Origin of the sequence: Achromobacter sp., assembly GCF_036567245.1 — a bacterium.
GTDB lineage: Bacteria > Pseudomonadota > Gammaproteobacteria > Burkholderiales > Burkholderiaceae_B > Achromobacter.
On sequence record NZ_DATCUY010000474.1, the window covers coordinates 1 to 23726 of the forward strand.

At 65.8% G+C, this 23726-nt stretch carries 17 protein-coding genes; 12 read left to right on the forward strand and 5 right to left on the reverse strand.

Features of this window, described 5'->3' with window-relative positions:
- Positions 1-122: 122 nt before the first annotated feature.
- Positions 123-803 carry a ribose-5-phosphate isomerase RpiA gene (rpiA, locus tag VIR09_RS20015; protein WP_332014444.1) on the forward strand — a complete coding sequence of 227 codons (681 nt, stop codon included), beginning with the start codon at positions 123-125 and terminating at the stop codon, positions 801-803.
- A 170-nt stretch (positions 804-973) separates the two neighbouring features.
- Positions 974-1696 carry a phosphate signaling complex protein PhoU gene (gene phoU / locus VIR09_RS20020; protein WP_207466462.1) on the forward strand — a complete coding sequence of 241 codons (723 nt, stop codon included), beginning with the start codon at positions 974-976 and terminating at the stop codon, positions 1694-1696.
- 80 nt (positions 1697-1776) lie between these two features.
- Here phoU and VIR09_RS20025 read toward each other — a convergent pair whose 3' ends face one another.
- Together VIR09_RS20025 and VIR09_RS20030 are read right to left on the reverse strand one after the other, a co-directional pair.
- Positions 1777-3729 (reverse strand): phosphocholine-specific phospholipase C, encoded by a 1953-nt coding sequence (locus tag VIR09_RS20025; protein WP_332014445.1) that lies wholly within the window; start codon positions 3727-3729, stop codon positions 1777-1779.
- A gap of 56 nt (positions 3730-3785) precedes the next feature.
- Entirely contained in the window at positions 3786-4769 is a 984-nt protein-coding gene (locus VIR09_RS20030) for a LysR family transcriptional regulator (protein ID WP_332014446.1), read from the reverse strand.
- A gap of 175 nt (positions 4770-4944) precedes the next feature.
- Here VIR09_RS20030 and VIR09_RS20035 point away from each other — a divergent pair, with 175 nt between their 5' ends.
- Both VIR09_RS20035 and VIR09_RS20040 read left to right on the forward strand, forming a co-directional pair.
- Complete coding sequence (locus tag VIR09_RS20035) at positions 4945-6264, forward strand: MFS transporter (protein ID WP_332014447.1); 1320 nt, start codon at positions 4945-4947, stop codon at positions 6262-6264.
- Positions 6265-6303: 39 nt separating this feature from the next.
- Positions 6304-7608 carry an ArgE/DapE family deacylase gene (locus VIR09_RS20040; RefSeq protein ID WP_332014448.1) on the forward strand — a complete coding sequence of 435 codons (1305 nt, stop codon included), beginning with the start codon at positions 6304-6306 and terminating at the stop codon, positions 7606-7608.
- A 25-nt stretch (positions 7609-7633) separates the two neighbouring features.
- On the opposite strand, the gene VIR09_RS20045 is transcribed toward VIR09_RS20040, so the two are convergent.
- Positions 7634-7906, reverse strand: a complete 273-nt coding sequence (locus VIR09_RS20045; protein ID WP_013392664.1) for an oxidative damage protection protein — start codon at positions 7904-7906, stop codon at positions 7634-7636.
- Positions 7907-8002: 96 nt separating this feature from the next.
- Complete coding sequence (gene argA, locus VIR09_RS20050) at positions 8003-9361, reverse strand: amino-acid N-acetyltransferase (RefSeq protein WP_332014449.1); 1359 nt, start codon at positions 9359-9361, stop codon at positions 8003-8005.
- Positions 9362-9577: 216 nt separating this feature from the next.
- Between argA and hrpA the strand changes: the two genes are divergently transcribed.
- A complete protein-coding gene (gene hrpA / locus VIR09_RS20055; protein WP_332014450.1) occupies positions 9578-13507 on the forward strand; it encodes an ATP-dependent RNA helicase HrpA in 3930 nt (1309 codons plus the stop codon).
- Positions 13508-13938: 431 nt separating this feature from the next.
- On the opposite strand, the gene lpxO is transcribed toward hrpA, so the two are convergent.
- Positions 13939-14838 carry a lipid A hydroxylase LpxO gene (gene lpxO, locus VIR09_RS20060; RefSeq protein ID WP_332014451.1) on the reverse strand — a complete coding sequence of 300 codons (900 nt, stop codon included), beginning with the start codon at positions 14836-14838 and terminating at the stop codon, positions 13939-13941.
- Between the two features lie 140 nt (positions 14839-14978).
- Here lpxO and dnaE point away from each other — a divergent pair, with 140 nt between their 5' ends.
- From dnaE to VIR09_RS20095, 7 genes are all read left to right on the forward strand, one after another.
- On the forward strand, positions 14979-18473 hold the full coding sequence (gene dnaE / locus VIR09_RS20065) for a DNA polymerase III subunit alpha (RefSeq protein WP_332014452.1): 3495 nt from the start codon (positions 14979-14981) through the stop codon (positions 18471-18473).
- Positions 18470-19570, forward strand: coding sequence for a glycosyltransferase family 4 protein (locus VIR09_RS20070; RefSeq protein ID WP_332014453.1), 1101 nt, complete (start codon positions 18470-18472; stop codon positions 19568-19570). Before dnaE ends, VIR09_RS20070 begins: the two co-directional genes overlap by 4 nt.
- Positions 19567-20415: a polysaccharide deacetylase family protein gene (locus tag VIR09_RS20075; protein ID WP_332014454.1), complete on the forward strand. Its 849-nt coding sequence runs from the start codon at positions 19567-19569 to the stop codon at positions 20413-20415. The genes VIR09_RS20070 and VIR09_RS20075 overlap by 4 nt, the downstream gene beginning before the upstream one ends.
- A complete protein-coding gene (locus tag VIR09_RS20080; RefSeq protein ID WP_332014455.1) occupies positions 20412-21164 on the forward strand; it encodes a glycosyltransferase family 2 protein in 753 nt (250 codons plus the stop codon). The genes VIR09_RS20075 and VIR09_RS20080 overlap by 4 nt, the downstream gene beginning before the upstream one ends.
- Positions 21161-22270: a glycosyltransferase family 4 protein gene (locus tag VIR09_RS20085; protein WP_332014456.1), complete on the forward strand. Its 1110-nt coding sequence runs from the start codon at positions 21161-21163 to the stop codon at positions 22268-22270. The genes VIR09_RS20080 and VIR09_RS20085 overlap by 4 nt, the downstream gene beginning before the upstream one ends.
- 24 nt (positions 22271-22294) lie before the next feature.
- Entirely contained in the window at positions 22295-23020 is a 726-nt protein-coding gene (locus tag VIR09_RS20090) for a polysaccharide deacetylase family protein (RefSeq protein WP_332014457.1), read from the forward strand.
- Positions 22995-23726 (forward strand): glycosyltransferase (locus tag VIR09_RS20095; RefSeq protein WP_332014458.1); only part of this gene is annotated, 732 nt, incomplete at its 3' end. The genes VIR09_RS20090 and VIR09_RS20095, both read left to right, overlap by 26 nt.

The window sequence follows — 23726 nt, forward strand, 5'->3', positions numbered from 1 at the left end:
GGGCGGCGGGGTGTTCGGCGAACTGGCGGCCGGCACCGACGCGCAGGCCATCCTGGCGCGGGCGTGGCCCGCCGCCGCATGCTAAATTTCCTGGCTCGAGCAACCCTCCCGCATTTTTCGCCATGCTTTCCCAGCAAGAACTCAAGCAGCAAGCCGCCGACGCGGCCCTGGAATTCGTTGAACAGGTCGCCGGCCCGGACGCCATCATCGGCGTGGGCACGGGGTCCACGGCCGATCTCTTCATCGATGGCCTGGCCCGTTTCAAGGGCCGGATCGGCGGCACGGTAGCCAGCTCCGAGCGTAGCGCTGCCCGGCTGGCCGGGCATGGACTGAAGGTGCTAGACCTGAACGACATCACCACGATGCCGATCTACGTCGACGGCGCCGACGAGATCGACGCCAACCTGCATATGATCAAAGGCGGCGGCGGCGCGCTGACGCGCGAGAAGATCGTGGCCTCGGTGGCCGAACGCTTCATCTGCATCGCCGACGAATCCAAGCTGGTGCAGACCATGGGCAAGTTCCCGCTGCCGGTTGAAGTCATCCCCATGGCCCGCGAGTCGGTGGCGCGCGCCCTGGCGGCGCTGGGCGGCCAGCCCAAGCTGCGCGAGGGATTCGTCACCGATAACGGCAACATCATCCTGGACGTGTCCGGCCTGTCCATCACCGATGCGCCGGGCCTCGAAGCCCGGGTCAACAACCTGGCGGGCGTGGTGACTTGCGGACTGTTCGCGATCGCCGGCGCCGACGTGGCGCTGCTGGCCACGCAGAACGGCATCCGCCGCCTGGATCGCCGCGCCTGAGTCCTGCCGCGGCCCCTTGGTCCAGCCCCGGTGCCCTGCCTTGCAGGCGCCGGGGCCCGCATTCATAATCCTGTCACACTTGGGTCATAACCTTGCGGGTTGTGCAGGCCCACCTCGTAATTTCCTCTTTTCAGGGCAGTGCAATGAGACCAACCACGCAGGGAGCCCGGATGTCGGAGCATACAAACAAGCAGTTCGATGCGGACCTGGAAAGCGTCCGTTCGCAGTTCCTGCAAATGGGCGGCTTGGTGGAAGCCATGATCCAGGAGGCCATCGACGCGCTCGCCAGCGGCGACATGTCGCTGGTGGAGAAAGTCCGTGAGCGGGAAAAGGAAGTCAACCGCCACGAAGTCGAAATCGACGAGAGCATCAGCCGCATTCTGGCGCGCCACCAGCCCACCGCCATCGACCTGCGCATGCTGATGGCCGTGTCCAAGATGCTGACCGACATGGAGCGTTCCGGCGATGAAGCCGAGAAGGTCGCCACTGTCGCGCGCCGCATCCACGAGGCCGAGCTGCGCCATATTCCGGTGATCGAACTGCGCCACATGGCCGCCGCTGTCCGCACCATGCTGCATCAGGCATTGGACGCGTTCGCCCGCCTGGATCCCATCCAGGCCGCGGCCGTCGTGCGCAGCGACAAGGAAGTGGACAAGGAATGGAAGGGCGCGCTGCGCCACCTGATCACGTACATGATCGAAGATCCGCGCACCATTTCGCGCGCCATCGATATGATCTTCATCGCGCGCGCACTGGAACGCATCGGCGACCATGCCAAGAACATGTCCGAGCGCGTGATCTACATGGTCAAGGGCGCCGACGTGCGCCACACCGGCGTGAAGAACACCGAGCGCCTGGCGCGCGGCGAAGAAGAAGAAGGCACGGAAGAGTAATCATCGCTGTCGGACGCCCGGCGGCCTCGCCGGGCGTCTGGCGTCGAAGACCGCGTCGCGGCGTAGCCAGACGCCTGGCGTCAGTCCAGCGGCAGCGTCGCCCTAGCTTGCAGGCGCGGGTCCGGCAGGCCGGGTTTGCCGGCGTCGATGCGGCCCGCCAGCCTGCGGCCGAAGGCCGGCAGTGCGGGCGCGCTGATCTCCAGGTCGTACCAGCCCTGGCAACCGCCATAGGCAAGTTCCAGCGAACCGTCCGCCTGCACGTGCGCCATGGCGCACCAGCCGTCGCCCATGCGCGACTCCACTTTCACCGGCTGCGGCGCTTCACCGCGATTGATGAGACGCAGGCTCAGGCCAGTCGTCGTCGGCGTGACTTGCGCCTCCAGTGTTCCGGCATCGCGCGCATCGCCGCGGAACTGCCGGTGCAGGCCGTCGGGCCCCAGCAACCACAGGTCATAGGCGCCGCCATCGTGCAGGCGCCAGCCATCGTCCAGCCGCGCGCCGGCTCCCACGGTGTAGCGACGGGGGGCATGTTCCAGCGCGAGGCGGTCGTAGACATGCAGCACCGCGCCCGCGGCGCCGGGGTTGCGCAGGGTCAGCCGGTAATGTCCGCCGTCGGCGGCCATCTTGCCCTGCACCTCCAGCGCATAGGGCAGCGCGCAGGCCCGGCGTGGGGCTGCGGGGTCCACGCTGCGATCGGTGGCGAAGTCGAAGGCCGAAGTCAGGTCGCCGGCGATCTCGCGGCGCCAGGCGCTGATATTGGGTTCCAGCACGCCGAAGCGCGCCTCCAGGAAGCGGACCACCGACGTGTGGTCGAACACCTGGGAATTGACCCAGCCGCCGCGGCTCCAAGGCGAGACCACCAGCATCGGCACGCGCGGTCCCAGACCGAATCCACGGCCGTGCAGGCCGGTCGGGTCGTCTGGCGTAGCGGCGCTGGGCCCGTGGCGCGCGTCGTGGTATTCGCCGTCCAGCTCGACCGTGGACAGGCCGCCAGATAGTCCGTCGGCCGCGCGGGCCGGCGGCGCGGGTGGCGGCATGTGGTCGAAGAAGCAATCGTTCTCGTCATAGGTGACGAAGAACACGCAGCGGCTCCAGACCTCGGGATTGCGCGTCAGGATGTCCAGCACGCGCTCCGTGTAGGCACCGCCCCGGGCCGGCGACGAGACCTCGGGGTGTTCGGAATCGGCCGTGGGCGCAATGATCCAGGACACCTGCGGCAGCGTGCCGTTGGCGACGTCGCGCGCCAACTGGTCCAGCGTGCAAGTGGACAGGCCGCGATCGAGCAAGGGGGCGTCGCCGGCCGCGCCCGCATGCTGGCGGCGGTACTGCTGGAAGCCGGCCAGCGGGTTGTCGTGGTAGTTGTCCGCCATGTCCTGATAGATGCGCCAATCCACGCCGGCGTCCTGCAGGCGTTCGGGATAGGTGGTCCAGGCGTAGCCTTCGCCGACGGGACCCAGGCGGTCGAAGGTGTTGACCAGAGCCGGGCCGCCGGCCAGGCCCTGGGGATCATTGGTGCCGGTCCAGAGGAACAGGCGATTGGGATTGGTGCCGGCATGGATCGAGCAGTGATAGGCGTCGCAAAGGGTGAAGGCGTTGGCCAGCGCGGTCTGGAACGGCACCTCCGCGCCGCGGTAGGCGCCCATGCCGAGTCGGCTCTTGGCGGGCAGCCATTGGTCCATGCGGCCGTCGTTCCAGGCGCGTTGTGCGTCGTCCCAGGTATGCGGCGTGATGTAGCCCACCTGCGTATCGCTGGCGTATTCCGCCTGCAGGGCATAGGGGCGGACTTGAGCCGCGCCGTCGGCTTGCGTCAGCACGTCGCCTGCCAAGGTGGGGGCGGGATGCGGGTCCGCAAAGCCGCGCACGCCGGGCAAGGTGCCGAAATAGTGGTCGAAGGAGCGGTTTTCCTGCATCAGGATGACCACGTGCCGCACATCCTGCAGCGTGCCGGTCGGGCTGCAGGGGGGAACGGACAGGGCGCGTGCGATGGCATCCGGCAGTTTGGCCGCGAGGGGCGGGCGCGATTCTTTTGTCATGACGGCGTTATGGTTGGCCAGCCCGATGCGGCCGGCGACAGGCGAATCTTAAGGCCTTACCGGGGCAGGGTAGCCAGCAAACGCTGCGGCAAGGAGTAGTTGTCGATGTGCTTGCGAAACGACGCAACGAACATTGCCTCGGCGGCACTGTGATGGGCATCGCCGTGCCATAGGAGATGGAGGTCGGCGGCGCACACGCCTTCACCGGGCGGCAGGCGCCACAATCTGCCCTCAGCGAGATCCGCCTGCACGCTATGTTCCGGCAGGCAGCCTATGCCGAAACCTGCCACCAGCAGCCGTTTGACTTCGTCATGCTGCGACGAGGTGGCGACGATGCGGCCAGAGAAGCCGCGCTGGTCCCGGAAGATAGTCAACGGCGACAGGCTGTCTCCAAGCGCATCGCTGGCGAAAGACACGAAGTCCTCTCCGAGCAAATCTTCCATACGAATATCGGGACGCCCGAACAATGCATGGTTCCTGCCGCAAAACAAAGCATACCGTTGCTGCAGGAACAGCTTGTGGTCGAGGCGTTTCGGGATCTGCCTGCACAGTGCGATGCCCGCCGTGGCGCCCCGTTGCTGTACTACGTTGACGATCTCGCTGCTGGGCAACACGTCCAGCTGTACCTCAATGCGCGGATGGGCGCGGTGAAAACTGGCCCAGAAGTCGTCGTAAACCGCGGAATGGATGCGACTCGCGACCAGCACGTGAATTCGTCCCGCCGTCTGTTCTTCAGCTTGCGCCACGTCGCTGACCAGTTGAGACACGTTTCCGTGTATGGCCTCGGCGGCCTGGCGTACTTCCTCGCCGGCCCGGGTGACCGCGAATCGCGCGTGATGCCGCTCGATCAACCTGCGGTCGAGTTGCTGTTCCAGGCGCCGCAGGGCCTGGCTGACCGCTGACTGGGTGATGTGCAGTTTGATAGCAGCGCCGCTAATGCTGCGCTCTTGAACTATCACCAGGAAGGTGCGCAGCAGGTTCCAATCCAGGCGATCCGTCTTGCGGGCGGTCGTGGTCGGAGAGAGCAGAGTTTCTTTCATAACGCTTTGATAGTTAAGAAATATGTCGCGGCATAGTCCTGTTGCAACGGGCAGGCGAGGCTACTGTCGAGATATTAATTTAATTTAACTTGAAGATTAGAAAACAGAAATTGACCGTATATCGATCGGCGGGCGATAAAGCGGCCATCAAAACAAGACATCCCGAGGAGGAAATATGGCAAGTCCCGCTCACCCGACCGCTGCGAAACAGCCAGTGCGCGCTGCCGCGGCTGCGTTCATCGGAACCACCATCGAGTGGTACGACTTCTACATCTACGCCACTGCAGCTGCGCTGGTGTTCGGCAAAGTGTTCTTCCCGGCGGCGGATCCGTTCGTCAGCACGATGGCGTCCTTCGGCACCTTCGCCGCCGGGTTCCTGGCCAGGCCGCTGGGAGGGCTGGTGTTCGGCCACCTTGGCGACAGGATCGGACGCAAGAACGCCTTGATGACGACCCTGGTCATCATGGGCGTTGCCACGGTAGGCATCGGGCTGCTTCCTGGATACGAACAGGCCGGACTGCTGGCGCCCGCGTTGCTTTTGCTGCTCCGCCTGGCGCAAGGCTTGGCGGTGGGAGGCGAGTGGGGCGGAGCCGTGCTGATGGCGGGGGAGCACGCATCGCCGGGCCGTCGCACCTTCGCGGCATCGTTCGCACAGCTGGGAAGTCCTGCGGGCCTGATCCTCTCCTTGGTGGCCTTTCGCCTGATCACTACGCTGGACGAGGCCGATTTCGTGGCCTGGGGTTGGCGCATCCCCTTTCTGGTAAGCGCGGTTCTGCTGGTGGTCGGCTATTTCATCCGGATTGGGGTGAGCGAATCGCCTGATTTCGCGAAGGTGCTGGCAAGTCGGGAGACGCTGGAGATACCGGCCCGTGAAGTCATACGGACTGCCTGGCGCACGGTGCTGCTGTGCATGGGGGTGTGTACCGTCGCCATCGGCGGCATCTATTTCACCAATACTTTCATGCTGGCCTACACCACGCAGACGTTGGGCCTGGACCGGGCGATGATCCTGGACTGTCTGTTCGCGGTTGCCGTCATCCAATTCTTCGTGCAGCCACTGGCCGCCTGGCTCGCCGAATCGTTGGGCACGGCGCGTGTGCTGACCGTCGCGGCGGCCTGCTCGGTGCTGGCGCCCTACCCGATGTTCATGCTGGTCAGCCACGCCACGCCGTTGAGCATCGTGGCGGGCATTGCGATTGTGCTGGTGTTCATGGCGACGATCTATTCGGCCATGGCGGGCTTCATCAGTTCGGCCTTCGATACCCACGTGCGCTATTCGGGGATTTCGCTTTCGTATCAGTTGTGTGGGGCGATAGCCGGCGGTTTCACGCCCCTGATAGGCACCTGGCTTTCACATCGATACGCGGGCCAGTGGATGCCGCTGGCGCTGTTCTATTCGGGCCTTTCGCTTCTCACCCTGATTTCCATCTGGGGCCTGGCAGCGCACAAGCAGCGGATGGCCGGCTCCCCGGCGAACGCCGCCCGCCCGGCCTGATCATCTGACGCCCGTTTCCCTTTCATTCAAGGAGATTGCATGGACAACCTGACGGCGCCCCCGGCGCTGACTCCCGAACAAATCAGCCGCATTCTGCAGGCTGTCGATGAACGTTTCGACGCGCAGCTCGCCTTCACGCAGGATCTGGTGCGCTTTCCCTCGCTGCGCGAGCAGGAGCATACGGCGCAGGATTTCTTGTACGAGGCGATGCGCCAGCGCGGGTTCGCGATGGACCGCTGGAGGATCGATGTCGAGGACATCCGTTCCCATCCGGGCTTCGGTCCTGTCACGGTGTCATACGAAAATGCCTACAACGTGGTCGGAACCTACCGGCCCGACGTCCAGACGGGCCGTTCCTTGATCCTCAATGGGCATATTGACGTGGTTCCCACCGGCCCCCAGGAAATGTGGAGCCGGTCGCCCTGGGATCCCGCCATCATCGACGGCTGGATGTATGGCCGCGGCGCTGCCGACATGAAGGCGGGCCTGGCGGCGAACCTATACGCTTACGATGCATTGCGGACGGCGGGGTATGCACCCGGAGCTCCCATCTACTTCCAGTCGGTGGTTGAGGAAGAATGTACGGGTAACGGCGCACTGGCAGCCTTGCTGCGCGGCTACAAGGCGGACGCCGTGATCATTCCGGAGCCGGAAGAGAACATGTTGGTGCGCGCCAACGTGGGCGTGTTGTGGTTCAAGGTCCGCGTGCAGGGACATCCCACGCACACGCGAGAAATGGCCAACGGCTTCAACGCCATTGACGCCGCCTACGCCGCCATCGAGGCGCTGCGTCGGGTGGAGACGAAGTGGAACGGACAGCACCACTGCCACAGGCACTTCGAGCACCTGGATCATCCGATCAATTTCAACATAGGCAAGATCGTTGGCGGCGACTGGCCCTCCACGGTCCCGCCCTGGTGCGAGTTCGATGTGCGCGCCGCCATCTATCCGGGCACCACAGCCGACGAAGCGCGGGCCGAAATCGACGCCTGCCTGCGCGAGGCTGTGTCGGATCCGCGCCTCGGAGGCACGCCGCCGCAGGTAACCTACACGGGTTTCTATGCCGAAGGCTATGTGCTGGAGGAGGGATCAGACGCGGAGAACACGCTGCGCGATTGCCATCGGCAGGCGTTCCAGAGCGAGTTGCAGAGCTTCACGACGCCGGGCTACCTGGATGCGCGCGTGTTCGTGATCTATGGTGACATGCCGACGCTCGTTTATGGACCCAAGTCGCTGGATATCCACGGCTTTGACGAGCGCGTCCATTTGGAATCGCTGCGCCTGATTACCAAGACGATTGCGCTATTCATCGCGCAATGGTGCGGCTTGCAGGCGCCAGCGTAGGGCCGCGGGCGCGGCCGTTCACGGGTCAGGCCGAAGGCGGGACGTAGCCTTGGGCTTCGACGGTGCCGTCTTCGAACAGGAAGCGCTCCATCTGCTCTTTCAGATACTTGCGGGCGCGGGCGTCCGCCAGGTTCAGGCGGTTTTCGTTGACCAGGCGCGTCTGGATGCCCTTCCATTCTTCCCAAGCTTCCTTGGAAATGCTCTGCCAGATCTTGGTGCCGAGTTCGCCGGGGTAGGGCGGAAAATCCAGCCCTTCGGCTTCACGCTTCAATTTCACACAGTTGACGATACGGGCCATGGTTCGCTGCCGGAAGAAATGAGTAATCCTGCATTTTAACGGGCTTGGCGACCTGATGGCGCCAAGCCCCTGCGGACCCTGCGGGTAGCCCGGGTGTTACAGCTTCTTGATGAAGACCAGGCTGTTGCGCGAGCGGTTGTAGTTGTGCTGCTTTTCGCGCGGCAGATCGGCGATGCCGCCCTGCACGAAACCGCGCTTCATGAACCAGTGCGAGGTCCGCGTGGTCAGCACGAACAGGCGCTTGGCGCCGCTGGCGCGCGCGCGCGATTCCATGTGGCGCAGCAGGATTTCGCCTTCGCCCGAGCCCTGCCATTCCGGATGCACGATCAGGCAGGCCATTTCGGCCATCTGCTCTTCGGCGAAGGTATGCAGCGCGGCGCAGCCGTAGATGACGCCGTCGTGCTCCAGCACGGTGAAGTTTTCCACGTCGCGCTCGACCACGCTGCGCGGGCGCGGCACCAGGGTGCCGTCCGCTTCCAGGGGCTCGATCAGGCTGAGGATGGCGCCCACGTCGTCGATGGTGGCGGCGCGCAGGTCGTCCAGCGTGTCTTCCACCACCATGGTGCCCACGCCGTCGTGGGTGAAGATTTCCAGCAACACGCTGCCGTCCAGGGCGAACGGCAGCAGGTGGGCGCGGGCCACGCCGCGCTTGACCGCCAGCGAGGCATATTGCAGGAAGGAATGGGTTTCCTCGTCGAGTTCGCCGCCGGCCAGCAGCGCGTCGGCGTCGACCCTGGCCAGCTCGGTGTCCAGCGTGCCGTCGTCGTTCAGCACGCCCTGCGAGCTGGACAGGAAGATCAGCTTTTCGGCGCGCAGCGCCACGGCGACGCTGGTGGCCAGGTCTTCCATGGCCAGGTTGAAGGCGTCGCCGGTGGGGGAGAAGCCCAGCGGCGACAGCAGCACCACGGACGAGCCCTTTTCGATGGCGAACTTGAGCGCGTCGACGTCGATCTTGCGCACCTGGCCGGTGTGCTTGTAGTCCACGCCGTCCAGTACGCCGGTGGGGCGGGCGGTGACGAAATTGCCGGAGATCACACGGATATGGGCGTGCGACATGGGCGTGTTCGGCAGCCCCTGGCTGAAGGCAGCCTCGATGTCCAGGCGGATCTCGCCGGCGGCTTCCTTGGCGCATTCCAGCGCGGCGGCGTCGGTGGGCGACAGGCCGCGGTCGAACTGCTGGGTAAAGCCCTTCAGGCGCAGTTGTTCATTGACCTGCGGGCGGGAGCCGTGCACCAGCACCAGGCGGATGCCCAGCGAGGACAGCAGCGACAGATCCTGCACCAGCGTGTTCAGCGCGCCGGCCTGCACCAGTTCGCCGCCGAATGCCACCACGAATGTCTTGCCTCGGAACGCATGCACATAGGGCGCCACCTCTCGGAACCATCGGACGAACTGGGCGGGTGCGAATTCTGGGGCTTCGAGGGCGGAGACGGTGTCTGGTTCCAGGTCGGGCATGATGGGCGGAAGGATTCCTGAGAGTCGGTCAAAACGCGGCGCAGTGCCGCGCCATGGCGCCGTCAGGCGACGGCGTGGCGAAATTATATGACCGTCGCGCCCCGGCGCAGGAGGAAAAGAGTGCCAATTTGGTGCCGGATTTTCCGGTTTGGCCCCGGCGCGCCGGCAGGGCGTCCGCGGAAATTTATAATGCCGGGCTAACCGGACAAATCGTACATGCCTGAATCCTCCAGCCCGCGTGCGCCCAAGAGCGCGGACGCGGCGGCCCCGGCAGCGGCCGCGGACGCGCGCAATGCGCGCCGAGCGCCGCGTCCCGAGCGGCCCATCCCCGTGGTGACCTACCCCGAAGACCTGCCCGTCAGCGCGCGGCGCCAGGAGATCGCGCGCGCCATTGCCAAGCATCAGGTGGTGATCGTCAGCGGCGAGACCGGGTCGGGCAAGACCACCCAGCTGCCCAAGATCTGCCTGGAGCTGGGCCGCGGCCGCCAGAAGATGATCGGCCACACCCAGCCGCGCCGCCTGGCCGCGACCTCGGTGGCCAAGCGCATCGCCGAAGAACTGAATACCCCCATGGGCGAGGTGGTGGGCTACCAGGTGCGCTTCAACGACCGCACCGGCCCCAACGCGTCCATCAAGCTGATGACGGACGGCATTCTGCTGGCCGAGTCGCAGCGCGATCCGCTCCTGCGCCGCTACGACACCATCATCATCGACGAGGCGCACGAGCGCAGCCTGAACATCGATTTCCTGCTGGGTTACCTGAAGCAGCTGCTGCCGCGGCGCCCGGACCTGAAGATCATCATTACCTCGGCGACTATCGACGCCGAGCGCTTCGCGCGGCACTTCGCCGCATCCGAGGACCAGCTGGCGCCCGTCATCGAGGTGTCCGGCCGGCTGTACCCGGTCGAAGTCCGCTACCGCCCCGTGCGCGAGGAATTGGCGGAAGACGAGGCTGCCCCGGCCAAGCCCGGCCGCGACCGCGAGCGCATGTCGGGCGACGAAGAGCGCGACCTGATCGACGCCATCGTGGACGCCGTGGACGAATGCGCGCGCCACGGCCCGGGCGATGTGCTGGTGTTCCTGCCTGGCGAGCGCGAGATCCGCGAATCCGCCGAAGCGCTGCGCAAGCGCCATCCGGCCGGCACCGAAGTCTTGCCGCTGTACGCGCGCCTGTCGCAGGCCGAGCAGGAACAGATTTTCCATCCGCGCACCAATGCGCGGCGCATCGTGCTGGCCACCAACGTGGCGGAAACCTCGCTGACCGTGCCCGGCATCCGCTTCGTGGTCGACAGCGGGCTGGCGCGCATCAAGCGTTATTCCTGGCGCAACAAGGTCGAGCAGTTGCGCATCGAGCCGATCAGCCGCGCCTCGGCCAACCAGCGCGCCGGCCGCTGCGGCCGGATCGGTCCGGGCGTCTGCATCCGGCTCTATGACGAGCTGGACTTCAACAACCGGGCGCCGTTCACCGACCCGGAAGTGCTGCGCTCGTCGCTGGCCTCGGTCATCCTGCGGATGAAGTCGCTGAAGCTGGACGATATCGAGCAGTTCCCCTTCGTCGAAGCGCCGCCGGGCCGCGCGGTGGCCGATGGCTACCATCTGCTGCAGGAGCTGGGCGCGATCGAACTGGCGTCCGCTGTGGAAGACGATGCCGACGCCTCCCGCACCGGCGCGTCCTTCGTGCTGACCCAGACCGGCCACGAGCTGGCCAAGCTGCCGGTGGACCCGCGCATCGGCCGCATGATCCTGGCGGCGCGCGAACATCAGTGCCTGTCCGAAATGCTGATCATCGCCTCGGCCCTGTCGGTGCAGGACGCGCGCGACCGGCCCATGCAGGAACGCGAGGCGGCCGAGGCGGCGCATGCCAAGTTCGCCGACGACAAGTCCGAGTTCATTTCCTTCCTGAAGCTGTGGCGCTGGTATGGCGAACAGGTGCAGCACAAGGCCTCGCAGCGCAAGCTGGTGGCCCTGCTGCGCCAGAACTTCCTGTCGCCGATCCGGCTGCGCGAATGGCATGACGTGCATACGCAGCTGGCCGCCCTGGTGGGCGAACAGGGCTGGCGGCTGAACCAGACCGAGGCCACCTACGAGCAGTTGCACATGGCGCTGCTGTCGGGCCTGTTGGGCAATATCGGCTTCAAGAGCGACGAAGGCGGCCACTACCAGGGCGCGCGCGAGATCCGCTTCCATATCCATCCCGGTTCGCGGCTGGTGAAGAAGGCAGGGCGCTGGATCGTCGCGGCCGAACTGGTCGAGACCACGCGCCTGTACGCGCGCTGCGTGGCGCGGATCGATCCGGTGTGGCTGGAAAAAGTCGGCGCGCACCTGATCCGCAAGAATTGGTCCGACCCGCGCTGGGAAAAGAAGGCCGGGCAGGTGGTGGCCAACGAGCGGGCCACGCTCTATGGGCTGACCATCTACACCGGCAGGCGCATCCAGTACGGCCGCGTCAATCCCACGCAGGCGCGCGAACTGTTCATCCGCCAGGCCCTGGTGCCTGGCGAGATCGACACGCGGCTGGCGTTCGTGGCGCACAACCGCAAGCTGATCGCCGGCATCGAGAAGCTGGAGCACCAGGCCCGACGCCCCGACATCCTGGTCGACGACGAGCTGATCCACGCCTTCTACGACCGGCAACTGCCGGCGGACATCTCGCAGACGGCGACGCTGGAAAAGTGGGTGTCTGGGCTGGACAAGGCCGCCGCCGCCAAGCTCATGCTGACGCGCGACGAGCTGATGCGGCACGAGGCCGCCGGCGTCACGACCGATGTCTTCCCCAAAAAGGTGGAATGGCAGGGCGTGTCCATGGCGCTGGACTACCACTTCGAACCGGGCTCGCCGCGCGACGGCGTGACCCTGTCGGTGCCGTTGTTCGCGCTCAACCAGATCGATCCGGCGCGCTGCGAATGGCTGGTGCCCGGCATGCTCAAGGAAAAGGTGCATCTGCTCTTGAAGTCCTTGCCGCAGAAGCTGCGCCGCCATTGCGTGCCGCTGCCGGATTACGCGGCAGGCTTCTACGACCGCTGGTTCGAGCGCCAGGCGGATCCCCAGCAGGGGCTGGTGGAGGCGATCATCGCCGACATGTGGGACCAGGTGCAGGTCCGCCCGGCGGCGGGCGATTTCAAGCTGGAGACTTTGCCGGCCCACCTGTTCATGAATTTCCGTGTGGTGGACGAGCATGGCCGCATGCTGGCGGCCGGACGCAACCTGGCGCAACTGCGCGCCGAGTTCGGCAAGCAGGCGCAGGCTACGTTCCAGCAGTTGGCGGCCAGCGACACCCAGGTCGCCCAGGCACTGGCGCATGAGAACCTGACCTCGTGGTCCTTCGGCCCCTTGCCGGAGATCATGGAGATCAAGCGGCGCGGGCAGTCGGTGATCGGCTATCCGGCGCTGGTGGACCGCGGCGCGCATTGCGATCTGGACGTGTTCGATGATCCGGACGAGGCCCGCAAGCACCACCGTGCGGGCCTGCTCAAGCTGTTCCGCCTGGGCTTGCGCGAGCAGGTGAAGTTCCTGGAAAAGAACCTGACCGACCTGACCAAGATCAGCATGCTTTACATGACGCTGGGTACGCAGGAAGAGCTGCGCGACCAGATCATCGATTGCGCGCTGGGGCAGGCTTGCCTGGCCGAACCCTGGCCGGTGAACGAGCAGCAGTTCGAGGCCCGGCGGGCCGAGGGTAAAGGCCGGCTGGGCCTCCTGGCGCAGGAAGTGGCGCGGCTGGCGGGGGCGGTGTTGACGGAGTGGGCGGCGGTGCAGCGCAAGCTGCCGCAGGCCAAGCCGCATGCGGCGGCCTACGCCGATTTGCAGGCGCAGTTGGGGGCGCTGATGCCCAAGTGGTTCATCCGCGATACGCCGTATGCGCAGCTTGCGCATTTTCCGCGGTATCTGAAGGCGGTCCTGGCGCGCATCGACAAGCTGCGGGCGGATCCGGCCAGGGATGCCAAGCTGGTGGCGGAGATGGCGCCGTTGCTGACCCAGTATCAACGGGCGCGCTCAGCGCTGAAGGGGGCGCCGGATCCGCGGCTGGATGAATTCCGGTGGCTGCTGGAAGAACTGCGGGTGGCCTTGTTTGCTCAGGAGTTGAGGACGCCTATGCCGGTTTCTGTCAAACGGTTGATGAAGAGTTGGGAGTCGCTGAAGCGTTGATTGCTTTTGTGATTTTCTATATTTCTATTGTGATTTGTTGTCGGGCGGGTGCTTCGTAGGTCGCCCTTCGGCGCGGGCGGCGTGGCGGCTCGCGCCCACGATTGCGGTCCGGAGCGTTCGCTCCGGACTGCCCCTTCGTCATCGTCGTCACCGCCTGCGGCGGTTCCTTCCGATTCCCTCGGGCGCATCGAGGTTGCGAGCCGCCACGCCGCCCGCGCCGAAGGGCTACGTGCGTCTTGGGTCGTCGCGGTGTTGAAGCCGTGCGTGGGGGAGAGGTTTGCGGGGCCCGCCATTTTTGGCCGCCCGGGCGGCCGAAAATGGCATACGCGGTGTCTTGCGTCGTGGCTGTGGACGCTCGCGCGATGTGGCAGGGCTGGGCGGAGAAGCTGGAAGGAAGCGGAACGGCGCCCGGATTTTCCGGGCGCCTTTTCTTACAGGGCCAGGAAGCCCACGATGACCAGGGCGATCAGGCCGTACTTGGTGGCCTTGTAGACCTTGCGGTTCCAGGCCTTGAAGGCCTTGCGCTTCTGGTCGATGACCCAGTGGGCGTGGGTCAGCTTGTTGATGGCGCCGGTCTGGTCGCCGCCGTCGTTGGGCGAGCTGGCGGCGGACATGACGACGCGGCCGAACCAGCGGTTGAAGGCTTCGGCCCAGCGCCACTTCAGCGGACGCTCCACGTCGCAGAACAGGATGATGCGGTTCTGGTCGGTGTGGTTGTAGGCTTCGTGCACGTAGGTTTCGTCGAACACCACGCTTTCGCCGTCGCGCCAGCTGTAGCGCTCGCCGTCGACGATGATGTGGCAACCGTCATCGTTCGGGGTGACCAGGCCCAGGTGGTAGCGCAAGGAGCCGGCGAACGGGTCGCGGTGCGGGTTCAATTGGCCGCCGGGCGGCAATTCGGCGAACATCGCGGCCTTGACCTTGGGCAGGGTCTTCAGGATGGCGACGGTCTTGGGGCAGAGTTCCTCGGCGGACGGGTGGCGGGCGTCGTACCACTTCAGGTAGAAGCGCTTCCAGCCGTACTTGAAGAAGGAATTGAAGCCGATGTCGTTATGGGTGTCGGCGGCCTTGATGCGGCGCAGCTCGGCCATCTGCACGGCTTCCTCGCGGATCGTTTCCCAGTTGTCGTCCAGCACCTTCAGTTCGGCGATTTCGCTCGTGGTCAGGTAGGGCGTGGGCGGCACCCGCGACGCCAGCACCATGAAGGCGTTGATCGGGGCAAGCAGCACGGAATGGTCCAGCATTTGCCGGCCCAGCGGCAGCTTGACGCGGCCGCGGAAGTGCGCAAACAGGATGGCGCTCAGCCAGATCCCGGGAATTAGCCATTTCATAGATGAATCTCGTGCGTAAATCTCATGTCAACAATGAAGGATGACGTGCAACGTGTATTGTTACACAGGCGCCTGCGGTGTCCTTTGTGCAAGCGCACAGGCCTCGGCTTGGACCGCGTTGACTAGGTACAATTCCCTTTATGTCCGAAGAAGCCGTAACAACCCCGTCCCCATTTGTCCATCTGCGCGTTCACTCCGAATTTTCGGTCGTGGACGGCCTCGTGCGCATCCCCGATCTCATCAAGCGCGTGGCCAAGCTGGGCCAGCCCGCAGTCGCCCTGACGGATCTGTCGAACCTGTTCGGCCTGATCAAGTTCTACAAGGGGGCGCGCGGCGCCGGCATCAAGCCGATCGCCGGCTGCGATGTCTGGCTGTCCAACGATGACGAGCCCACCAAGCCTTTCCGCCTGTTGCTGCTGGTGCGCAACCATCAAGGCTATCTCAATCTCTGCGAATTGCTGTCCAAGGCCTTCCTGACGAACCAGGGCAAGGGCCGCGCGGAGATCCGCCGCGAATGGCTGCAGGGGCAGGAGGGACTGATCGCCCTGTCCGGCGGACGCGGCGGCGACGTGGGCCAGGCGTTGGAAGCGGGCAACGCCGTGTCGGCGCTGGCGTTGGCGCGCCAGTGGGCGCACCTGTTCCCGGGCAGCTACTACATCGAGTTGCAGCGCGCCGGCATGGATGGCGACGAAGCCTATACCCAGGCCGCCATGCGCCTGGCGGGCGAGGCCGGCCTGCCGGTGGTGGCGACGCATCCGGTGCAGTTCCTGGACGAATTCGAGTTCCAGGCGCATGAGGCCCGCGTCTGCATCGCCGAAGGCGAAATCCTGGCCAACCCGCGCCGCGTGCGCCGGTTCAGCAAGGAACAGCACCTGCTCAGCTCCGAGGAAATGGCGCGCCGTTTTGCCGACGTGCCCTCGGCGCTGGCCAACACGGTGGAAATCGCCAAGCGCTGCAACCTCAGCCTGGTGCTGGGCAAGCCGCGCCTGCCCAACTTCCCCACGCCGGAAGGCGTGGGCCTGGACGACTACCTGGTCCAGCTGTCGGAAGAGGGCCTGGAAAAGCGCATGGAGTTCCTGTTCCCGGACGCCGCCGAACGCGAGTCCAAGCGCGAACAGTACTACGAGCGTCTGCGCTGGGAATGCAAGACCATCATCCAGATGGGCTTCCCCGGCTACTTCCTGATCGTGCAGGACTTCATCAACTGGGGCAAGAACAACGGCGTGCCGGTGGGGCCGGGGCGGGGCTCCGGCGCGGGCTCGCTGGTGGCCTACGCCCTGGGGATTACCGACCTGGATCCGATCCGCTACGACTTGCTGTTCGAGCGCTTCCTGAATCCCGAGCGGGTCTCCATGCCCGACTTCGATATCGACTTCTGCCAGGACAACCGCGAACGGGTCATCGACTACGTCAAGGAAAAGTACGGCCGCGCCGCCGTGAGCCAGATCGCCACCTTCGGCACGCTGGGCGCCAAGGCCGTGGTGCGCGACGCCGGCCGGGTGCTGGACATGCCCTACATGTTCTGCGACGGCCTGTCCAAGCTGATCCCGTTCAACCCGATGGATCCCTGGACCCTCGAACGGACCCTGAAGGACGAACCCGCCTTCAAGGACCGCTACGAGCAGGAAGAGGAAGTGCGCGCGCTGGTGGACCTGGCCAAGCCGCTCGAAGGCCTGACCCGCAACATCGGCATGCACGCCGGCGGCGTGCTCATCGCGCCGGGCAAGCTGACCGACTTCTGCCCGCTGTATTGCCAGCCGGGCCAGGAAAACAGCGCGGTTTCTCAGTTCGACAAGGATGACGTCGAGGCCGCTGGCCTGGTGAAGTTCGACTTCCTGGGCCTGCGCAACCTGACCATCCTGGATTGGGCCGTGCGCTACGTGCGCCAGTTCAACGAGGACAAGCGCGACTTCGACGTCATGGCCCTGGCGCTGGACGATGCGGCCGCCTACAAGATCCTGTGCGACGCCAATACGACCGCGGTATTCCAGCTGGAATCGCGCGGCATGAAGGAGTTGCTGAAGAAGCTGCGGCCCAACACCTTCGAAGACATCATCGCCATGCTGGCCCTGTATCGACCGGGGCCGCTGGAGTCGGGCATGGTGGACGACTTCGTCAACCGCAAGCACGGCCGCGCCGCGGTGGATTACTTCCACAACGACCTGGAAAGCACGCTCAAGAGCACCTACGGGGTCATCGTCTACCAAGAACAGGTGATGCTGATCTCGCAGATCATCGGCGGCTACTCGCTGGGCGGCGCCGACCTGCTGCGCCGCGCCATGGGCAAGAAAAAGCCCGAGGAAATGGCCAAGCACCGCGAGCTGTTCGAGCAGGGCGCCAAGGAAAAGGGCCACGACCCGGACCTGGCGGTCAAGCTGTTCGACCTGATGGAGAAGTTCGCGGGCTACGGCTTCAACAAGTCGCACTCGGCCGCGTACGCGCTGATCTCGTACCAGACGGCCTGGCTCAAGGCCTATCATCCGACCGAGTTCCTGGCCGCCACCATGTCCTCGGACATGGACGACACCGACAAGGTCCAGATCTTCTGCCGCGACGCCCAGGACAACGGCGTCGAGGTGCTGCCGCCGGACGTCAATTTCTCGGGCTACCGCTTCGAGCCGGTCGCCGACAAGCACACCAAGAACGGCAAACCGCCGCGCACCATGCGCTACGGCCTGGGCGCGGTCAAGGGCACGGGGCAGGGCGCGGTCGAGGACATCCTGCGCGCGCGCAAGGAGGGCGGTCCCTTCCTGAATCTGTTCGACTTCTGCCGCCGCGTCAGCAAGCAAGCGGTCAACCGCCGCACCATCGAAGCCCTGATCAAGGCCGGCGCCTTCGACACCATCGAACCCAACCGGGCCGCGATGCTGGCCTCGGTGCCTACCGCCATGGAAGCGGCCGAGCAGGCGGCGCGCAGCGCCAACCAGGCCTCGCTCTTCGGCGACGACAGCGGCGACGTGGTGGCCGGCGAACTGGCCAAGGTCGCGCCCTGGGACCTGCACAAGAAGCTGACCGAGGAAAAGTCCGCGCTGGGCTATTACTACAGCGGCCACCTGTTCGACGCCTGGCGCGACGAAGTGCGCCGCATCGTGCCGATGCAGCTGGTGCGGGTCGAGCCGCAGCGCGACCTGCAATGGATGTGCGGCGTGCTGGCCAGCGTGCGCGTCATGATGACCCGCCGCGGCAAGATGGTCTTCGCCGTGCTGGACGACGGCACCGCGCAGGTGGAAATCTCGGTCTTCAACGAGCTCTACGAAAAGCACCGCAACCGCTTGCGCGAGGACCAGCTCGTCATCGTCCAGGGCAAGGTCAGCAATGACGATTACTCCGGCGGCATGCGCATCGTGGCCGAACAGCTCTATGACCTGCAGCTGGCGCGCGAAGCCCGCGCCAAGTCCCTGCGCGTCAAGCTCAACGGCAGCGCCGACGCCGCCCGCCTGCGGCAGATGCTGAATCCGTTCCGGGCCGAGCCCGAGAACGGCATTCCCGGCGTGCCGGTCGATATCGTCTATACCAAGAATAATTTCCTGTGCACGGTCCGGCTGGGCGAAGAGTGGCGCGTCCGCATGGCCGACACGCTGCTCGCCAACCTGAATGAATGGACCAAGCCGGATGGCGTGGAGGTCACCTATTGATGCCTATGCGTATCGTTCACTCGGAAGCCGCAACCAGCTTTGGCGGCCAGGAAGGCAGGATCTTCAAGGAAATGACCGCCATGCGCGCGCGCGGCCATCACATGGAAGCGATCTGCCAGCCCAAGGCGCTGTTGGCCGAACGCCTGTCGGACGCCGGGTTCCCCGTGCACACCCTGGAAATGGATGGCGCGGTCAATTACCTGAAGGGCATCGCCACCATCCGCGGCATCCTGCGCGAAGGGCGCTTCGACGTGCTCAATACCCATAGCCGGCGCGACACGGTCATCGCCGCCGCCGCTGGCCGGCTGGCGGGGACGCCGCTCATCGTGCGGACCCGGCATCTGTCCAACAAGGTGGGATCGCTCTGGTCCTACACCTGTCTGCCGCACAGGGTCACGACGGTCAGTGATCATGTGCGCCAGCACCTCATCGACCGCGGCGTGCCGGCCGGCAAGGTGGCCACCGTCTATTCGCCCATCGTGCTGCCGCCGCCGGTGGAACGTTCCACCCTGCGCGAGGAACTCGGCCTGGCCGACGACGATATCGTCGTCGGCTGCGTGGCCGTCATGCGCGCCACCAAGGGCCACAAGGACCTGATCGACGCGATCGCGCCGCTGATGGCCAGCCGGCCCAAGCTGCACCTGGTGTTCGTCGGCGGCGGTTCGCCGGTGTTCGAGCAGACCCAGGCCTATGTGGCCGAACTGGGGCTGCAAGACCGCATCCACCTGATGGGCATGCGGCGCGACGTGCCGAATCTGCTGGCGGGCTTCGACCTCTTCGCCCTGGCGACGCAGCAGGAAGCGTCCGGCACCGTCTACGTCGAGGCGCAGGCCAGCGGCCTGCCCGTGGTCGGCACGGACGTGGGCGGCGTGTCGGAAATGTTCCGCGACGGCGAAACCGGCATCCTGGTTCCGCCCAAGAACCCCGAAGCCCTGACTGCCGCGCTGGTGCGCCTGATCGACGACGCCGATCTGCGGCGGCGCATGGGCGAAGCCGGCCGCAAGATGGTCTGGGACGAGGGCGTGTTCTCGCCCGCCCGTCTGGCGGAAACCACCGAGGCCGTCTACACCAAATGGCTGGCGGAGCGCGCGGGATGAATGCGCCCAACGTCCCGGTGCTGATGTATCACCACGTCACGCCGGCCGGCGGCATGATCGCCGCGACGCCCGAGGTGTTCGATGCGCAGATCTCGCGCCTGGCCCGCGCCGGCTACCAGTCCTTGTCCGCCGACCAGTTCGCGGCCTACCTGGCCGGCGGCGCCGCGCCCGAGCGCTCGGTGCTGATCACCTTCGACGATGGCTACTTGAACAACTGGGTGCATGCGCACCCGGTGCTGGCGCGTCACGGCATGCGCGCCGTGCTGTTCACGATCACCGGCTGGATCGGCGACGGGCCGGTCCGCCCGCACGCCGGCCAGGGCGGCCCCTTGCCGGCCACGCCCGACCACGACGCCTGCAAGCAGCTGGTGGCGGCAGGCCGCGCCGACGAGGCCATGCTGCGCTGGAGCGAGATCGAGGCCATGCAGGCGGCCGGCACCTTCGAGTTCCATTCCCACACCCATACCCATACGCGCTGGGACAAGGTCTGCGGCGCCGATGCCGACGCCAAGCGTGCCCATATCGCCCAGGAATTGCGGGATTCCCGCGACACCCTGGCGCGCCGCCTCGGATCCGCCAGCGACCATCTCTGCTGGCCGCAAGGCTATTTCGACGCGGACTACGTGGCCGCGGCGCGGGCCGCCGGGTTCCGGCACTTGTACACTACCGACCCCTTCGGCCAGAACACCCCCGGCGCGGATCCCGAACACATTTATCGTTTCGCGGTGCGCAACCAGGGCGGCTCCTGGCTGAACCGGCGCATCTGGCTGTCGCGCGATCCCTTCTGGGGCCCGCGCTTTCATGCCTGGAAGGCCTGGAAAAAGCGTCTCAGGAATCGCGGATGAAGCTATCTGTCATCATCATTACCAAGAACGAGGCGGCGAACATCGCCGCCTGCCTCAAGTCCGTGGCGTTCGCCGATGAGTTCATCGTCGTGGATTCGGGCAGCACCGACGGCACCGTCGAAGTCGCGCGCGCGCTGGGCGCGCGGGTGGAAGTGGCTCCGGACTGGCCCGGCTTTGGACCGCAGAAGAACCGTGCGCTGGACCTGGCCACGGGCGACTGGGTGCTGTCGATCGACGCCGATGAACGCGTCACGCCGGAACTGGCCCAGGAAATCCAGGACGTGCTGCGCGCGCCGCGCGCCGACGCCTACGAGATCGCGCGCCTGTCCAATTTCTGCGGCCGCGATATCCGCCATAGCGGCTGGTGGCCCGATTACGTGCTGCGCCTGTTCAAGCGGGGCACGGCGCGCTTCAACGACGTCGCCGTGCATGAGCGGGTGGTGCCGGCCAATGGCAAGCCGCTGCAGATGCGCGGCTACTTCCACCACTATCCCTACGACAACCTGGATGCGCTGATCACCAAGGTCAACCGCTATTCGTCAGACGCCGCCGCCATGATGTACGCCAAGGGGCGGCGCACCTCGGTCTTCGGCGCGTTGGGCCATGGCTTCTGGACCTTTGTGCGGATCTATCTGATCCGGCGCGGCTTCCTGGACGGCAAGCACGGCCTGGTGCTGGCTGTGGTCGCCTCGGCCGGCAGCTTCTTCCGGTATTCGAAGCTGATGTTCCTGGCCGAGAAGAAGAAGTGAAGATCCTCTACACCAACTTCCACGCCGGCAATGGCGGGGGGCACGTCACCTATATCATCAATCTGGCCAAGGCCCTGTCCAAGGACCACCAGATCACCGTCGCGGCGCCGGCCACCAGCCGTCTGTACCGCTACGCCAAGGCGATTCCGGGCGTGGCGGTCGAGGACATGCAGTACACCACGCGGCCTTCGTCCTGGTTCAAGGACCGCTCGCGGCTGCGCCGGCTGATCAAGTCCGGCCGTTTCGACATCATCCACGCCAACGGTTCGGCCGACCACAAGCAGGTCATGCTGGCCACGCTGGGCATGCGCCGCCGCCCGCGCATCGTCTTCACCAAGCACAACGACCATCCGCTGACGAGCTTCGGCCACAAATTGCGGGTGGCACTGGCGACCGACCACGCCATCGCGGTCAGCGATTACGTCCACGGCCTGATGCAGCAGTCGCCCTACGGCAAGCGTCCCATCACCACCATCCGCCATGGCATCGACACCAATTTCTTCGCGCCGCCACCTCCGGAAAGCCTGGACAAGCTGCGCGCGCTCATCTTCGGTCCGGATTGGCAGGGCAAGCTGCTCCTGGGCAGCGCCGGTGGCACCGATTACGACAAGGGTTGGCTGGATCTGGTGGCCGCGGCGGCCGCCTTGCCGCCGGAAGACCGCGCACGCGTATTGCTGATGGTGGCGGGAGACCCGCCCAACGAAGCCAAGCTCGCACGGGTGCGCGAACTGGGCATGATCGACCAGGTCCGCTTCCCCGGACTGCTCGACGACGTGCGGGCGGCGCTGGCGTCATGCCATGCGGGCTTCGTGCTGTCCTACCGCGAAGCGCTGTCGTTCGCCTGCCGCGAGATCATGGGCCTGGGGTTGCCCGCCCTGGTCAGCGACGCGGGCGGCCTGCCCGAGAACGTCACCGACGGCGTCGACGGCTGGATCGTGCCCGCGCGCGACGTGCCCGCGATCACCGCCAGGCTGCGCTTCATGCTGGACCATCCCGACGCCGTGCGCGCCATGGGGGCCCGCGCGCGGGAAACCAGCCTGCGGGATTTCAATCTGGAACGTTTCGCCGCCGCCACACTGGACGTATACCGACGCACGCTGGGATAAGGCCGGGCTTTATAATCTGTCCCTATGTCTATTCCCATACTCATGTACCACCAGATCGGCGAGCCCAACCCCAAGGGCACGCCGTTCCGCGGCCTGACGGTGCACCCCGACAGCTTTGCCCGGCAGATGCGCTGGATGCGCAGGCTGGGCTATCGCGGCCTGTCCATGCGCAACGTCATGCCTTATGTGCGCGGCGAACGCCAGGGCAAGGTATTCGGCCTTACGTTCGACGACGGTTACCGCAACGTGCACCACAACGCCATGCCGGTGCTGAGCGAACTGGGCTTCACCGCCACCAATTATTTCGTGGCGCACCAGTTCGATGGCGGCAACGTGTGGGATCTGGAAAAGGGTATTCCGTTTTCGGCGCTGATGACCGTGAACGAAATGCGGGAATGGGCTCAGGCCGGCAACGAAGTCGGCTCGCACACGCTGGACCACGTGCACCTGCCTGAAATGTCGCCCGACGAGGCCCGGCGCCAGATCGTCCAGTCCAAGGACGAACTGGAACAGGCGCTGGGCGCGCCGGTCACCGCCTTCTGCTATCCCTACGGCGACCACGGCCCGGAACACCGGGCCATGGCGCGCGAGGCTGGCTACGACAACGCCACGCTCACCCAGCGTGGCCTGGCGGCGGCCTCGGACGACCCCTACGGGCTGCCCCGGGTCACCGTGTCGCGTTCCACCAACATCATCCGTTTCCTGCAGAAGTGCCTGACCCGGTATGAAGACTCCCGCCGGCGCGCTTGAGCGGCGGCTGCGCATCGCGCTGCTGGTTGACCGCTTCGGCAATCGTTTCGGGGGCGCGGAAGCCTACGGCGTGGAACTGATGCGGGTGCTCAGCCAGCGCCATGACGTATCCGTCGTGGCGCGCGACTTCGACAGCGACCTGCCGTTTCCGTTTCTGCCCATACGCTTTCCGAGCTGGCTGCCCAGCTGGATGCGGGTGCTCTATTTCGCCTGGCGCGCCGACTGCCTGACGCGGGGCCGCTATGACATCGTGCATTCGCACATGAATGGCTGGGCCGGCGAAATCCAGGTCATGCACGTGACGCCGGTGCGCTACAACCGACTGACTCGCGTCAAGCCCATGCAGCGCCTGACCGCCTGGCTCAGTCCGCGCCTGGCCACCTATTTGCTGCTGGAAAAACTGCGCGTGCGCTGGGCGCCGGCAAGGCGCGTGGTGGCGGTGTCGGGCCTCATCATGGATCAATTGCACCGCAGCTACGGCCCGCAGCTGCCGGTGGACATCATCGCGCCCGGGGTCAAGCTGCCGACCGCGGCGCAAATGGAAGGCCGCGAGGCCACCCGCGCCAGCCTGGGCTGGGACGCAGGCACCGTAGGCTGTCTGCTGGTCGCCCGCAATCCCTTGCGCAAGGGATTGCCGGCGCTGTTGGATGCCCTGGCGCAGCTGCCGCCGCAGTACCGGCTGCTGGTCGTGGGGGCGGACGAGCCC